Genomic DNA, 13,830 nt, shown 5'->3' on the forward strand with positions numbered 1-13,830 from the left:
CGGCGTCCGGGTCATGCCCCCTCGCCCCGGAAGGGCACCGGGGCAGACCTGGGGGCATGCAACGCTTCCTCCTTCTCGTTCTGGGTACGCTCCTTTCCGCATGTGGAGCCCACAGCACCACCACTCCGCCTGTCCAGGCAGAGCTTCTTCTGCGGAATGTCTCCGGCATCCTTCTTCAGGTGGAGATCGAGGAAACCTCAGAACGGATGGCCGCCAGTCTGCCCATGAAGGCGGATGAAGAGTTGCGCTTGCCTCTCAAGACCGCCACCTGTATCCGCGTCTCCGGAACCGCGGGTGTGCAGTTGACTGCCGGCGCGAGTGCAGAGGTGGTCCTCACGACGCAAGGGCCGCGCGCGATGAACTTCCCCAGTTGCTAGACCCCGAGGCACATTGACGGGACTGCTCGACATGTTGTCCCCACTCTTTCCCCGCGCGTGTGTTGCAGGAGCGTCCTGCGACACACGCCCTTTTTTTTCTCACGCCCCGACCTGAAGCGACGGGACCTGACCGCTCGCCCTGTGCACCTGCACCGAACGTCCGGTGACTGGCTCGGGCCAGGGTCGGACCTGCGCGCGATCCAGGCGACGGCTGGATTTGACGACGTGACCTGGCCTGCGGCTTTCCCTCCCCCACCCGAGTCCGAGTGGGGAAGCCCAAGCGTATGAAGCACAACAACGTCAACACCGGTAAGCGCATCCACCACAACGACAAGCCCAAGAGCCCCAGGCGTCAACCCACCCGCGCCGAAAAGCACGACCGCAAGTACCGCACCTGGAGCCGCCAGTGAACCTCGACCTCGATCCCACGCCGATCGTGGTCGACGCCCCCATCGTCGGTGGGGCCGTCCTCAAAGACCTCCTCATGGTGTCCGACCTCCTCGACCAGCACCGCCCCAACCTCCTGCGCCACCTCATGGTCGATCTCGTCCTCATGGGCCCGGTCACCACCGACGACGTGATGGACCTGGGCCTGCACCTGATCCAGGATGCGCGCGACATCGTCAGTACCCCCCTCACCGCCCTGATCCGTCAGCTGCGCAACGGCATCAGCCGCCTGGCCACGCATCCCACCCACGTCCTCAGCGGCTGACCTGCTCATCCCCGTCCACTCCCTGTATCCCTCGCCCGGGAAAGCGCCGGGCAACCCCACAGCATCTCAAACGCTCAGGACCAGAACGGCCTGACGATCCCCAGGAGTCCCCATGAACAAGTTCTTCGTCATCGCAGCCCTCGGCACTATCCCCGAACTCCGCTACACCCCCTCCGGCACCGCTGTCCTCGACCTGCTCCTCGCGGGCGAACGTCACATCGTGGGTCACGACGGTCAGGAACGCCGCCTCCCCTTCTACATCCGGGCCGAAGCGATGGGCAAGATCGCCGAGAACCTCAACGAGCGCAACTACCAGCAGGGCGACGTGCTGCTGATCGACGGCACCGCCGAGTACGCGGAATGGAACGACCGCAACATCGAAAATGCGAAGGCCACGACCGTCCGCCTCAAGCCCATCGGTACGGTGCGCAAGCTCGAAGGCGCGTTCCAGGTCACCCAGGACAACGGCAACAACACCCGACTGATGGGCGGGGTCAACCGCGTGGAGTTGGTGGGCAACCTGGCCGCCGACGTGGAGGTAAATGACACCCCCAATGGCTCGGTCGCCACCCTGCGCCTGGCGGTCAACGAGAAGTACAAGACCCGTGAGGGCCAGATGGTGGAGAAGACGCACTGGTTCCGGGTGTCGGTCTGGCGTGAACAGGCCGAAGCGATGCGCGGGGTCAAGAAGGGCACGGCCGTGTACGTCCAGGGTGCGCTGAGCGACGACGACTGGAAGGACGACCAGGGCCGTGATCGCCGGAGCAAGATCATCGAAGCGGAGTCGGTGGCCGTGGTTGCTCCCTTCAGCGGTTCGGCGCGGCCCCAGAGTCAGCCCGCGCGTGCGCCCACCCGGTCGGCGCAGAACGGTCCGGCGCGTCCCACCCAGCAGCAGCGCGCGCCGTCGCCCCAGGGGGTAACCGGCCCGGACCTGCCGCCCGAAGAACAAGACCTGCCGTTCTGAACGATCCCGAGGGGAGCATTGCCGCAGTGGCGATGCTCCCCTTTCTTCGTGGGCCCTTCCGGGACCCCCTCGCCCGGAAGGGCACCGGGCAACCCCGGAGGCATGAAGATCCTCCCGACCCTGACCGCGTTCGTCCTCCTCCTTCTCCTGGCGGCCACCGCGGCCTGGGCGCTGACGCCAAGTGGCGTGAAGGTCGCTGGCGAGGTCTACGCCTACGACGCCTTGGTGCCGGAGCGGACGCTCGTCGCGCTTCCGTCCGGCGACCTCACCCTCAGCCTGTGCCCCGCTGCCGAGATCCAGCGGCTCAACCGCCTGACCGTCGGGCGCTGCCTCGTCCCCCCCGCGACCATCGGGGACGGTACCGCGCTCGTCAAGTCGGTGCGGCCCGCCTACCGCGCGCAGGTACAGGCGGCCATGACCAGATCCATGACCTACAGCGCGGTCGACCTTCGGGATGGCCTGGTCGTGCAGTGATACACCCTTGCCCGGCACAGCGCCGGGCATGTCCCGGAACATCTCCCAGTCAAGAGGTGTGACCATGAAGTAGAGCAACGAGCCTTTCCGGCGGGATGGGGGAGGAGGACCGGCGCGCGAGCGTACGGACCTCCTCCCCCTTTTTTTCTCGGCTCCAGTCAGCATTCCCGGAAGGATCCCTCGCCGCTGCGCGGCAACCCAGGAAGCATGAACGGCAAACCGACAGTCGACGGCACCAGCACCAATGGCATGATCAGCGGCTGCGTCATCCGGGTCGAAGACAAGACCGGACCCCAGGCGAAGGCCGCCGGCAAGCTCCAGGTGATCGTGACCATCGCCGGTGAAACCCTGCGGAACGGCAATCCCCTGATCTTCTTCGAGCAGGTGCGCCTCCAGGGCAAGGTCGCCCAGAATGCCCTGACCCTCCAGCGAGGTGAGTGCGTCCTCTTCGATCAGGCCCATCTTGAACAACTGACCTGGGACGATGCCCAGACGGGTGATGCCCGCGCCATGCTCGTCATTCGCGCGACCGCCTTCACCCGCATCAAGAAAAACAGCACCCGCCTCAAGGGCAATGACCTGATCATGGAACACGCCACGAACGCCTTCACCCTGAACGTGCGTCTCGCCAAAAAGCCCATCTCCCGCCAGACCAAAGCCGGCCAGGTCACCGAAGCGACCATCGTCGCCAACCTCTGGCAGAGCGCAGACCCGGACGACGACACCAAGCGCCCGCACTACTTCAAGGTCGAGGCCTGGCGGGATCTCGGCCTGCCCTTCGAGGATGCCTGGGTGGGCAGCCGCCTGATCTGCGAAGTCCTGATCAAGACCGATACCCGCGAGATCTGTGGCGAGAAGCGCTACTTCACCGATCTCGAAGCCCGCACGATCTCGGTGTTCGCCTGATGCGGTCCTTCCTCGACCGACTGTTCGGCCGCCCCCCCACGCTTCGACCCTTCGCGCCTTTCCAGGTCGAGCAACTGCTTCCCGGCGAGGACCGACCCAGCGCCGTCCTCACCTTCCATCCCACCGCGGGGTACACCGTCCACCGCACGCGCTGGCCCCAGCGTGCCAAGCGCAGCAGCGGCGAACCCTTGCCCCACCACACCGGTCTGGCAGCGGACACAGCGTTCATGGTCTTCGCCGAGCTTGGTGCAACGCCAGTGGCGGTCACCGCCGCCCGGCTCGGTCGCACGGCCCAGATCCTGACCGTGCTCCCCCCGCAGTTCCAACTCGGCACCTGCACCGGCATCGTCACCCTCACCCCGGACCACTACCCGAACGCAGGAAGCTTTCTTCAGGACGTTGCCCGTCTGGAGCGCACGTGTCCCGCGAACTTCCCGTTCCTTCTGTTGGGCAAGTCCGGCGAGCACAACGTGCCCTGGGAGCGTGCCTTCGAGCACCTGCCCTGGGGACCTGCCACCGTCCAGGCCTTACAGCGGCTCAACCAGCGCCCCCGCGAGGCCTGAGCCAACCAGAACCCCCTCCACCCTGGAAGGACGGGCACTGCGCACAGGCCCGGAAAGGAGACCCTCGCCCGGGCACAGCACCGGGCAACCCCCGCCCTATGACCAACCTCCACCGCATCCTCTCCCTCCTCCAGCGCCTGCACCAGGTCCTCGCCCTCTTCTGCACCCCCGCCTTCCACGTCGAGCAGCTGCTCACGGGCGAAGACCGGCGCACCCTGCATCTGGTCTTCTGCCCCGCCGAGGGCTTCTCGGTCTACGCGACCTACTGGCCCGAAGACGAAGGCGACCCGGCGGTGGACACCGACACGTACGCAACGCCCCGCAGCCTGCGCGGGGCGCTCGACCACTTCCGCCGGATGGGCGCGGGCGAGGCCGCGTGGCAGCGCGCCCAGGCGTGCCGGAGTGGGCAGTTTCTCGCCAACCACTCCGCCGTCCTGCTCGTGGCCACGTCGTATGGCGAGAAGGCCCGCGACCTGCACGGCTACTCCAACATGCAGGCCTTCCTCGCCGCGTTCACTCGTCTCGACGAGCAGCGCGAGCCGGGGCAGCCCCGCAGTCTCATCGGGTACTCCGGCAGCCACGAGGTCGCCTGGCAGGCCGTGTTCGACAACGTTCCCTGGGGCCCGGTCGCCCGCCGACAGGTCCACGCGCTCACCGGCCTCTGAACCGTCCACACCGCCGCTCACACCGCCAGGGGATGCCCACCACTCGGGGTATCCCCCTTTTTTGTCCGGGACCGTTCGGGGCAACCCTCGCCCGGAACGGCACCGGGCATCCCCAGAAGCATGAACGCGCTCCAGAACGGGCCGACCAACCAGAACCCCCCCCACGCTGAACGTATGCCCCACAGCGTCACGCTCCCCGGCGACATCGAGGTCTGTCCCTTCACCCCCACCGAATTCTTCAAAAAGGAGTACCGCCTCAGCCGAGTGGATGAGGACGGTCACCTCTACCTGGCGCTCCTGAAGAAAGGCGAGCGCCGGGTGGTCCGAGGGAACCGGCTGCTGGCTCTGGAGGATGCCCACTACGCCCTCCGGACCGGCTGGTCCCTGCACATGATCCGCCTGCACGTGGGCGACCACTGCGACTACCTGGTCTGCGACGTCGAGCCCATTCTGTTCGAAGGCGATGCCGAACGTCTCAGTGAGCAGCTGCGGCTGGCGGATGAAGAAGGCACCTACCAGGACGCCATCGCCCCTTTCCTGGCCGGCCTGGGCCGGTCGCTCGAAGCCTACTTCGGAGGAGAGTGACATGCAGGACCTCGACACACCCACGCTCCTCTCCGGCACGTTCGCGACCGCCGTCGACGCGACCGGCCAGGCCTGGCCTGTGACCTACCAGACGCTCACCAATGGCGGTTCTGGGAATGGCGTCCTGGTGTGCGCGGACCTGGGCCGTGGGACCCACCTCCCCCGCATTCTCACGCTGGGTCCTGTTCACTGGGAACAGGCCAGCGGCGGCCCTGCTCTCGGCTACTGGCAATTCCACGTCGAGAGCTTCACCCGCTACAGCCCACTCCTGCGCGGCCACCCGATTCCGGGGAGTGGCGGTCAGCGCGAGGCGATCGAACTGCGTGTGCCCCTGGACGCCCTCCAACCCCTGGAGTAGGACCCCTCGCCCGGCAGGGCGCCGGGCACTTCCTGAGGCATGAGTTCACCACTCTCTACGTGCGTCACATGCAACGCCACGCTCGACGAGACGGGCGAGTGCGGAGATTGCCTCGAAACCGGCGACTGCACCGACCTCGAAGCGCATCTGGACGCCCTACTCCACCCATCACCTTCCCCTCTCATGCCCAGAGGAGACTGAACATGCCCACCTGGATTCGCCAGCCCAGTCGCAAGATCGTGCAGGGCCGCACCGAGTACGATCCTGGAGCTATCAAGTGCAGCTGCGGGCGCAAGGTCGAACTCACGCAGAACTGGCAGGGCACGGCTTGCTCCTGCGGCAACGAGTACGGCAGCGGAGGCGAACTCTTCCGCGCCAACTGGCGTGAATTCTGCCTGGAAACCGGCGAGATCACCGAAGATGACCTCCTGCGCCCCTGATCCCCATCTGCCCCAGGTGGCGGCGTACATCATCCAGGTCCACCGCGAAGCCACAGGCCAGTCTTTGCCCCCCGAGACGGCCCGCACTTACGGGGCGGACCTGTTGATGCGCCTCACTGTGCTGTGCAGGACCGTCCAGCAGCGGTCGGGCACGCCGATCACGCTCATGGACCGGCCAGGTGCCCTCCCTGAACTTCTGGCGGGCGAACCCGCACCGGGAGCGCACACGACCACCCCCCTGGACCATCTCATCCGGAATCTGCTCCTGCAGGAGGTGGATGCACCTCCCGTAGGGCTCACCCGGCGGTGGCGGGGCTTCCTGGCGGGTCTGGGGAAGCGGGACAGCGGTGACCTGATCGAGGACAGCGGCCTCACCGAATTCCTGCTCATGCAGGTGTGGTTTCTGGTGCAGACATTCGCGTTTCTCCAGCAGGGTCTGGAGATGGTGGCCGCCCAGCGCGCAGCAGCTCAAGCGGTGGCCGAGGCCTTCGACGTGACCATCGTCACCCAGGGCCACAGTCATCAGCGCACGCCTACGCCCTGCTCCCGCTCTCCCTTGAACTAAAGCCCAGCCTGGTCGCATCTCTGCCCCCGCCCCGCCTTGGGCGTGGGTAGAGTGCACCATGCCCCGAGCCACCGTCCATCACCAGCCCTTCCTCGGAGGCCTTGTCATGCCCACCCAACTCCAGACCATGCACCTCGCCGACCAAGCCCTGCGCAGCACCGCCACCGCCGAGCCCCTCGAAGAGCACTACGACGCCGAGACCGGGGAATACCGCCGGCAGGCGTATGGGATCGTTCAGAACCTCATCGGTGAGGTCATCGAGACCTCCTACCGCGACCAGAAGACCCCGGAAGCCGCTCGGGCGAACACCATCCAGTGGTTACGTGACATGGCGGCTGAGCTGCAGACCGTCGCGGACGCCCTCGACCGCACACCCTGAATCTCACCCGTCCAGGCCCATCCCACTTGGGGTGGGCCTGTTTGCCTGCCCTCGCCCGGTAGGGCACCGGGCAGTCCCCAAGGCATGACCCGCCTGTTGTTGACCCTGCTGGCCCTCCTGACCAGCTGCGCCCCAGCGCTCCCTGTGTTCGTCACGGCCCGGAGTACCTCGACCTCCCCCAGGATCGTGTACGCCGTCGTGCCTCAGGGCATCTTGCCGCCGGGAATGACCGGGGCGAGTCGGACGTTCGGCGGCGTGTGCTTCGTGCAGATCCAGGCAGGCAGCGAGAACGCCTTGACGATCGCGCACGAGGTTGGGCACTGCCTGGACGGCGGCCGCAGTCAGGCGTTCGGCGAGGCGGGTTGCGTCATCCGGCCCTACGCGTGCGAGTCGGCGGAAGGCTTTGCGGACACCTATGCCCTGCTCTACCTGGAGCGCTACGGCCAGCGCCTCGACGTCTTGGGGTGGCCCGGCGCAGGTGAGACGACCGACCCCCTACCCTATCCGGACGAAGTGACGCCCGAGCGGCTCACCACGCTGCTCGCCCGGCTCGGCACCCGGCGTTGAGGCCGGCAGGCGTGGGGCGGGACCGGGGGCGGCGAGAGCTGGCCTCCGGTGCCTCGCGCCCTGCGGGCGCGGGCGCGGCCCCCCTGCGGGCCGCACCCCCTCCACGCCAGACCCGCACCGTGCGCCAGTGGGGCGGTCCCCCGCGGTCCGCAAGCGGCCCGCTGCCTGACCTTCAGACTCCTATCAGCACCTGCCGCCCCCCTTCCCCTACACTTCAGACACGACGAGGAGGATGTATGAGCCCATTCGATTTCAAAGCCTACGTGCAGCAGGGCACCTTCGATCAGAAGGCCCGGCAAGGCGTCAGACAGGCGACCATCCACGCTGAACAGCACGGCCTTCCTGTCGACGGCTATACCAACACGGGGCACGCTCATCCCACCCAGCAGGCCGTCTCTCCTGAACATCCGGCCAAACCACAAAAAAGCGCATGACGAGCACGGACACCACTGGGGCTGAACAGCCCCAGCTTTTTATGTTCGCTGGCCCCAACGGGTCAGGGAAATCCACCATCACGACCCCCATGCTGGCCGATCTCCCTGGGGAGTACATCAACGCCGACGACATCGCCCGCGCCTGGAGGGACGAGATTCCAGATCCCCTGGAGCGCAATCGTCAGGCCGCGCGTCTGGCCGATCGGCAACGGCAGCTCGCCTTACGCGAGGGTCGGTCCCTGGTCTTCGAGACCGTCATGAGTACGCCGGAAAAAGTCGCCCTGCTCACCCAGGCCAAGGCCCTTGGCTATCAGACCACGTTGATCTTCGTCACCACCTCCGATGCGACCTTCAACGTCCGCCGCGTCCAGCAACGGGTCATCCTTGGGGGCCACGATGTCGAACCGGACACAATTCGGCGACGGTACGAAGGCGCGATGACGCTGCTCGCCGCCGCCGTCGAACATGCCGACCAGGCCGTCGTCATCGACAACTCTGGGACGGAACCACAGCGGGTGGCTCAGAAGTTCGACGAGCAGCTTGAACTTCTCGCGCCCATCCCCGCCTGGGTCACGCAGCGACTGGATCAGCCATGGGCTGCCCGGCAGGCCTCGCGACGAACGCTTCGGGAGCTTGCCGGCACCCCTCGCTTCCACACCGCAGATGCGCGGGAGGGCCAACAGTATTCCGGCGTCCTTGTGGGGCGTACGGCGTGGCATCTGCTGCAACGCACGGCGCAAGGCCTCGTCCTTCATGACCTCAGTCTGTGCCTTGTGCCTCCTGTTGAGGAGGGGGAGCCGCTGACCCTGCGGTATCACTACGAGCGCGGGAAGCTCAGTCGTACCCCTTGAGGTCCCTGAACGGGGAGGCTGGCCTCATCGCTGGCTCCCAGTCCCCTCGCCCGGAACGGCACCGGACAGTCCCCAAAGCATGCTGCCCCTCGACCCGCGCCCCAACTTCCCCGTGCTCGGCCGCATCACCTACACCCACGAACTGCCGGCAGATCGGCGGCCCCCCAGCCGCTATGGTGGCGCCGTGCCCCCCCGGATCGGCCGGATTCGTTTGGCGAATGTCAAGACCCTCCAGCTGGAGGCCGGCGAGCAGGCCATCTACATCGGCCGGGGCCGGGCGCCGAACGGCATGGAGCACGCGCACCTGGGCAACCCCTTCCGGGTGAGCGACGGGTACGCCCAGGGCGAGGCGGCGGCCGCTTATCTGGACCACCTGCGCCGCCAGGTCAGAGCCCACGGGCCGGAACGGGCGACCATCCTCGAGCTCGCCCGGCGCCTCGCAGCTGGGGACCAGCTCGTGATCTGTTGTTTCTGCTCCCCCGGCCCCTGCCACGGCGAACACGTCCTGGCCGCGATTCAAGGCTACGCCAGGCAACGCGGCTGGACGGGACGCTGACCGATCGGGGGTCAGCGCGACCTGCTGCAAGGCAAAAAGAATCCGGAAGGAGTCAGGATTCGAGTGGCCCCGGAGGGAGTGGGGCCGGGGTCGGTGCGAGGCTCTCACTGCCCCGGACAACCAGAACCGCCCACACCATAGAAGAGGTATGACCCCCTCCTTCTTCCGGCCCTTTTGTCTCCTCCTCACCCTCGGCACGGCCGGCGCCAGTTCTGGGACTGACTTCGCCCGCCAGGTCCTGGACACCCCCGAAGTCCAGCTCGCCCGCACGCTCGGCCTGAACTCGCTCACCCCCAACGGCACTGCCCTCACCGGCACCCGTACGGGCGTTGCTACTCAAGCCACTGCACCGCTCACCCTCCAACGCGTGCAACAGCAGTTGAAGACCGCCGGGTTTCCCAACACCGCCAGCCTCCAGAGCCTGAACGTCATCACCGTGCCCTACACCGCCCAGCAGATCGCCACCTACGCCGGCCGGGCCGTCGACCTTCTCGACGATCAGCGCTGGACCTACACCATCCACGCGGACTTCCAGCGTGCTCAGGTCGTCGTCAACCTCGACAAGACCCACCACGCCGCCCTGCGCGCCCTGCTCGGCGACCGCATCCCTGAAGCCGCCCTCCGACTCGGCCAGGCCCCCCAGCTCCGGCCCGTCTCCGGAGACGGCAGCGCCACCACCAGCCAGTACATCCAGGACCGCAACCGTCCTTACGGCGCCGGGGCCCGCATCATCTCCGGCAGCCTCGAGTGCTCCGCGGGCTGGTTCGGCCGCAATCCACAGGGCGAGATCATGCTCGTGACGGCCGCCCACTGTGTCGACCCCCGCAAGACCACCCAGTTCTTCCAGACTCAGGACTTCATCGGGACCACGAGCACCACGCACCGTCGGGGCATCGACGCCATCGCCATCCGGTTAAACAACCTGAATTACAACCCCAACGTCCTGTACGCGGACGACTGGAACGGGCGCATCCTCAAGCGTCTCCCCCAGAACGGCCCGGCCAACAGCTTTACGGGCGCCCAGAAGATCACGCTCGCTGGGGCCACGAGTTACCGGCGGGAGTGGCAGTGGTTCTCGCACTTCAACCGCATCGCCGTCCAGCGCCAGGTGGTCGAGACCCCCTCCGGCTTCACGGTCGACGCGACCGAATATTGCATCGTGGCGTCCTACGCCCAGGCGGGCAGCCCGAACCAGGTCAACCGCCAGCCCCAGGGTGGGGATAGCGGCGGCATCCTCCTGAACGAACGCAACGAGGTCCTCGGGCACATCAGCGTCGTGGGCACCTTCGACCCCTCCCTGCCGACCAGCGCCTGGGAAAAAGCCTATTGCTTTGTGCCGTGGACAGACGCTCAACAGCAGACCGGGCTCTTCCCCCTCAACAGCCCTGGCAACTGAACTGAACGCCCTGAACCGCCCCCCTTCCACCCTTCTTTTCTCCCAGGAGTCCACCATGCGCCAGTCCCTGTCCCTCTGCCTGATCACCACCCTCCTCCTCAGCGCTTGCAGCCAGCAGCAGCAGTCCCCCGCCCGCACTTCCCACGCCGCTACTCCCGCCGAGATCGCCCAGCAGCTCCAGGCCTACGCCGACACCTCCGCGGCCCTGGTCGCCGGCGTGCAGGCCGCCCTTCAGCCCGGCACCACCAGCCAGAGCCTCAAGGCCCTCGACCTCAGTAGCAACAACCGCGCCAAGCTCGAAAGTCTCCGTCAGCAGGCCCTCGAGCGCTTCCCCAACCTCATCGACCAGCCGGCCTGGCTCGCCGAGAGTAGCCAGCTTATCGGCCTGAACGAAGCGGGCAGCGTCACGAGCAACCTCGACGGCCTGTTCGTCATCGCCACGGTCGCGCAGGACGACCCGCAGAAGACCGCCTGGGTGGCGACCGTCACCGTGGACGTGACCGGCCAGCAGATCGAGAACATCCGCCTGAACACCACCCTCAGTGGCGGGTACTTCCCTCCGGCTTACCGGTATGTCGGCGAGGACGGCAAGCTGCCGTACATCCGCCGCACCTATGCGCCTGCAGGCGGGCCGAGCACGATGCCCGTCGAGACGGTCAGCGCGATGAGCGTGCCGAGTGAGGAAGCGTCCCAGGTCATCGTCTACAGCCAGGCCGGTGAACGTCTCCGCTAACCGGCGCACCCTTGGAGCCTGGGGGCTGGGGGTGGTCATCGCCCTGCTGGCCTTCAGCCCCTGGCCTCTCTTGTGCGTGCTGCCCCTGCTCGCCGCCCCAGGGTTGCTCCGGGGCCTTTCACCCCTCCAGAGCACTCTGGCGTTGACGGGCCTGCACGCGCCCCTGATGGTCGGGGTGTACGCGACCGCCCTTCCCCTGCTCCCCGCAGGCCTGCTGGGGATCGGACTCGTGATCATCGCCCCGGTGGTCCTGCACCTCCTGTTCGCCTTCCCGATCGCATGGCTCCTGCAGGGCAGCCGGAATCCCTGGCGGTGGGCACTCGCCGCGATCACCCTCGACCAGCTGCTCATGCTGCCCGTCCTCGGGCTCCTGGGGGACCCAGCCACACCGAGCGTCTTCATGACGGCCCCCATGTGGCTCCTCGGGCCGGGAACTGGAACGATGCTCCTGCTCCTTGCCGGTGCAGCCCTTGTGACGGCCCCCCGCTGGGCCCTCCTGCCCCTGGCCGTCCTGGGACTGGCTTGGAGTTGGAGACCAGGTCCGTCCGCCCCTCCGATTCTGGTGGCCGCTGCCCAACGGGGCGATACACGGGTCCGGGAGATCAGCGACGTGCCGCCCACACTCGCGCGGTCCGAGGAAGCCCAGTGGTTCCCCCTTCTCCAAGGTGTCGACGCAGCCCTCGTCGTTCTCCCGGAAAACGCGACGGCCGTCCGGCAAACCCTCGCTCAGGTACGCCGGCCCTTCCCGCCAAACGTTCTCTACGGTGGCGTCTCCTACACCGCGCTCGCCGCCCACAACAGTGTCCTCGCGGGTGGCCGAGTCCTGCGCAGCAAACGGGAGCTGGTCCCCCTCACCGAGCGCCCCTGGTTGACCGCCGACCAGAACCCACTTCGCCCGGTGCAGCTCGCCGGACACCAGTTGGGCGTCCTGATCTGTGTCGAAGGCCTGTTCGCCCCTGCCGCCGCTCGACTCGCCCGGCAAGGCGCGGAGATCCTCGTCGTTCCCGCCTCCACCAAGGCCTTCCACGCCGCGCGCTTTCAGGACATCGCGGCACGTGCGGCTGCCAGCAGTGCCGGACTGCCCCTCATTCTCGCCTCTGAGGCCGGGGGCAGCGTCATCGTCGATCCGCACGGCCACGTCCTGAGCCGGGCCGCCTGGGGACAGCCGCAAGTCATCCGCGCGCCGATCTCCCCTGGCCGTCCCACCCTCTATGCCTGGACCGCACCCGCCTGGCCGGTCGTCCTGTCCATCCTCCTGCTCGTTCTCGCACGGCCACACCTTTCTGGAAGAAGTCAGCGCTCGAGGGCCCCTGGAAACAGCGCCGCCCGGAACAGTGCGAGGTCCGCCCTGCCGGGTGGACAACCAGAACCGGCCGCACGCTGAGGACATGACCCCCCACGTCATCACCCTCCCCGCTCACGCGGGACTGGACCCACCCCATGACCCTCTTCCTTCCCCCTCCCCCCCACCTGCCGCAGGACAGTGCGGATCCCACCGAATTCTGGACCCGCCTCGCCGAACGCACCACCCAGTTCCCCTTTCTCGGCTCTCGGCTCTTGCCCCATGACCAGACCCGCCTCGGCTTGACCCCGGAGAGATTCGCGCGGCTGCGCCTGTGTCTGATCCCCCGGACGAAGGACGAGCGCCACGCCCTCGAGCAGCACTTCCACCTGCCTCCCGACAGTCTTCAGGAGAAAGGAAATTGACCCATGACCCTCACGGCCACCCTCATCGATTCCTCCGCCCACCTCGACCTCATCCGGCGCACGCCCCGCCGGCTCCTCTGGGGCGTCTTCGCCGCCTACGGCCTCACCGCCCTGATCACGGCCCTCGTGCAGTCCGGGGGACTGGCCCCGAACCTCCGCATCGGCCTGCTCACCCTCTCGACGCTCTCCGGTCTGCTCGCGGGGGCGCTGGTGCTGGGTCTTTATCCCCTGGTGTTCACTTTCCTGAGCCGCAAGCTCGGCGGGGTCGGCGAGGAGAGCGACGTGCCCCAGATCCGCAGCGTCACGGCCCTGGCCATGATCCCCACGCTCATCACCACCCTGCTGGCGGCCGTGAACGGCTTCGGCCCCATCACGCTGCTGGGCGGTCTGCTGAGCACGGTGGTCTTCATCTACGCCCTGAGTCTGGCCAACGGGACGGACATGCTTGCGGCCATGAAGCACACCTTCCTGATCTGGGGCGTGCTGCTGGGCCTGCTCGTCCTGCTGAACATCGTTATCAAGGCGGGCAGCTGACCCGCGAACGACCCCCTACCCCCCTAGATAGAACTGGGCTCTCTGTTCTATCTAGGGGGTCCTT

Annotated in this window: 22 protein-coding genes; all 22 read left to right on the forward strand. The window is 67.3% G+C overall.

The features are described 5' to 3' along the window. Positions 1-56: 56 nt before the first annotated feature. The 22 genes from DGO_RS19540 (at position 57) to DGO_RS19635 (ending at position 13,766) form a co-directional block, all read left to right on the forward strand. Positions 57-377 (forward strand): hypothetical protein, encoded by a 321-nt coding sequence (locus DGO_RS19540; protein WP_014682816.1) that lies wholly within the window; start codon positions 57-59, stop codon positions 375-377. Positions 378-661: 284 nt separating this feature from the next. Further along, the gene (locus tag DGO_RS24715; protein ID WP_014682817.1) at positions 662-787 is read left to right on the forward strand and encodes a hypothetical protein; all 126 of its coding nucleotides are present in this window, start codon (positions 662-664) and stop codon (positions 785-787) included. Continuing rightward, positions 784-1,089: a hypothetical protein gene (locus tag DGO_RS19545; protein WP_014682818.1), complete on the forward strand. Its 306-nt coding sequence runs from the start codon at positions 784-786 to the stop codon at positions 1,087-1,089. Before DGO_RS24715 ends, DGO_RS19545 begins: the two co-directional genes overlap by 4 nt. A gap of 112 nt (positions 1,090-1,201) precedes the next feature. After that, on the forward strand, positions 1,202-2,053 hold the full coding sequence (ssb, locus tag DGO_RS19550) for a single-stranded DNA-binding protein (protein ID WP_014682819.1): 852 nt from the start codon (positions 1,202-1,204) through the stop codon (positions 2,051-2,053). A 102-nt stretch (positions 2,054-2,155) separates the two neighbouring features. Next, a complete protein-coding gene (locus DGO_RS19555) occupies positions 2,156-2,527 on the forward strand; it encodes a hypothetical protein (protein ID WP_014682820.1) in 372 nt (123 codons plus the stop codon). Between the two features lie 207 nt (positions 2,528-2,734). Next, positions 2,735-3,433: a single stranded DNA-binding domain-containing protein gene (locus DGO_RS19560; protein ID WP_014682821.1), complete on the forward strand. Its 699-nt coding sequence runs from the start codon at positions 2,735-2,737 to the stop codon at positions 3,431-3,433. Beyond that, a complete protein-coding gene (locus DGO_RS19565; protein ID WP_014682822.1) occupies positions 3,433-3,996 on the forward strand; it encodes a hypothetical protein in 564 nt (187 codons plus the stop codon). The genes DGO_RS19560 and DGO_RS19565 overlap by 1 nt, the downstream gene beginning before the upstream one ends. A gap of 98 nt (positions 3,997-4,094) precedes the next feature. Next, positions 4,095-4,661 carry a hypothetical protein gene (locus tag DGO_RS19570; RefSeq protein WP_014682823.1) on the forward strand — a complete coding sequence of 189 codons (567 nt, stop codon included), beginning with the start codon at positions 4,095-4,097 and terminating at the stop codon, positions 4,659-4,661. 120 nt (positions 4,662-4,781) lie between these two features. After that, on the forward strand, positions 4,782-5,246 hold the full coding sequence (locus DGO_RS19575; RefSeq protein ID WP_043804994.1) for a hypothetical protein: 465 nt from the start codon (positions 4,782-4,784) through the stop codon (positions 5,244-5,246). Position 5,247: 1 nt separating this feature from the next. Further along, entirely contained in the window at positions 5,248-5,604 is a 357-nt protein-coding gene (locus tag DGO_RS19580; RefSeq protein WP_014682825.1) for a hypothetical protein, read from the forward strand. Positions 5,605-5,807: 203 nt separating this feature from the next. Then, positions 5,808-6,044 carry a hypothetical protein gene (locus DGO_RS19585; protein WP_014682826.1) on the forward strand — a complete coding sequence of 79 codons (237 nt, stop codon included), beginning with the start codon at positions 5,808-5,810 and terminating at the stop codon, positions 6,042-6,044. Further along, complete coding sequence (locus DGO_RS19590; protein WP_043804995.1) at positions 6,025-6,609, forward strand: hypothetical protein; 585 nt, start codon at positions 6,025-6,027, stop codon at positions 6,607-6,609. Before DGO_RS19585 ends, DGO_RS19590 begins: the two co-directional genes overlap by 20 nt. Before the next feature lie 106 nt (positions 6,610-6,715). Next, complete coding sequence (locus DGO_RS19595; RefSeq protein ID WP_014682828.1) at positions 6,716-6,988, forward strand: hypothetical protein; 273 nt, start codon at positions 6,716-6,718, stop codon at positions 6,986-6,988. A gap of 84 nt (positions 6,989-7,072) precedes the next feature. Beyond that, positions 7,073-7,555, forward strand: coding sequence for a hypothetical protein (locus DGO_RS19600; protein WP_014682829.1), 483 nt, complete (start codon positions 7,073-7,075; stop codon positions 7,553-7,555). 236 nt (positions 7,556-7,791) lie between these two features. Then, entirely contained in the window at positions 7,792-7,989 is a 198-nt protein-coding gene (locus tag DGO_RS22470; RefSeq protein ID WP_014682830.1) for a hypothetical protein, read from the forward strand. Then, positions 7,986-8,840: an ATPase gene (locus DGO_RS21435; protein ID WP_014682831.1), complete on the forward strand. Its 855-nt coding sequence runs from the start codon at positions 7,986-7,988 to the stop codon at positions 8,838-8,840. Before DGO_RS22470 ends, DGO_RS21435 begins: the two co-directional genes overlap by 4 nt. A gap of 79 nt (positions 8,841-8,919) precedes the next feature. Further along, positions 8,920-9,396 carry a DUF4326 domain-containing protein gene (locus DGO_RS19610; protein WP_014682832.1) on the forward strand — a complete coding sequence of 159 codons (477 nt, stop codon included), beginning with the start codon at positions 8,920-8,922 and terminating at the stop codon, positions 9,394-9,396. A 148-nt stretch (positions 9,397-9,544) separates the two neighbouring features. Further along, positions 9,545-10,792, forward strand: coding sequence for a chymotrypsin family serine protease (locus DGO_RS19615; RefSeq protein WP_014682833.1), 1,248 nt, complete (start codon positions 9,545-9,547; stop codon positions 10,790-10,792). 55 nt (positions 10,793-10,847) lie between these two features. Further along, positions 10,848-11,525, forward strand: coding sequence for a hypothetical protein (locus DGO_RS19620; RefSeq protein WP_014682834.1), 678 nt, complete (start codon positions 10,848-10,850; stop codon positions 11,523-11,525). Then, positions 11,509-12,909 carry a nitrilase-related carbon-nitrogen hydrolase gene (locus DGO_RS19625; RefSeq protein WP_145975554.1) on the forward strand — a complete coding sequence of 467 codons (1,401 nt, stop codon included), beginning with the start codon at positions 11,509-11,511 and terminating at the stop codon, positions 12,907-12,909. Before DGO_RS19620 ends, DGO_RS19625 begins: the two co-directional genes overlap by 17 nt. A 56-nt stretch (positions 12,910-12,965) precedes the next feature. Beyond that, on the forward strand, positions 12,966-13,232 hold the full coding sequence (locus tag DGO_RS19630; protein WP_014682836.1) for a hypothetical protein: 267 nt from the start codon (positions 12,966-12,968) through the stop codon (positions 13,230-13,232). A 3-nt stretch (positions 13,233-13,235) separates the two neighbouring features. Next, positions 13,236-13,766: a hypothetical protein gene (locus DGO_RS19635; RefSeq protein WP_014682837.1), complete on the forward strand. Its 531-nt coding sequence runs from the start codon at positions 13,236-13,238 to the stop codon at positions 13,764-13,766. Positions 13,767-13,830: the final 64 nt, after the last annotated feature.

The sequence above is a fragment of the Deinococcus gobiensis I-0 genome (assembly GCF_000252445.1).
GTDB lineage: Bacteria > Deinococcota > Deinococci > Deinococcales > Deinococcaceae > Deinococcus > Deinococcus gobiensis.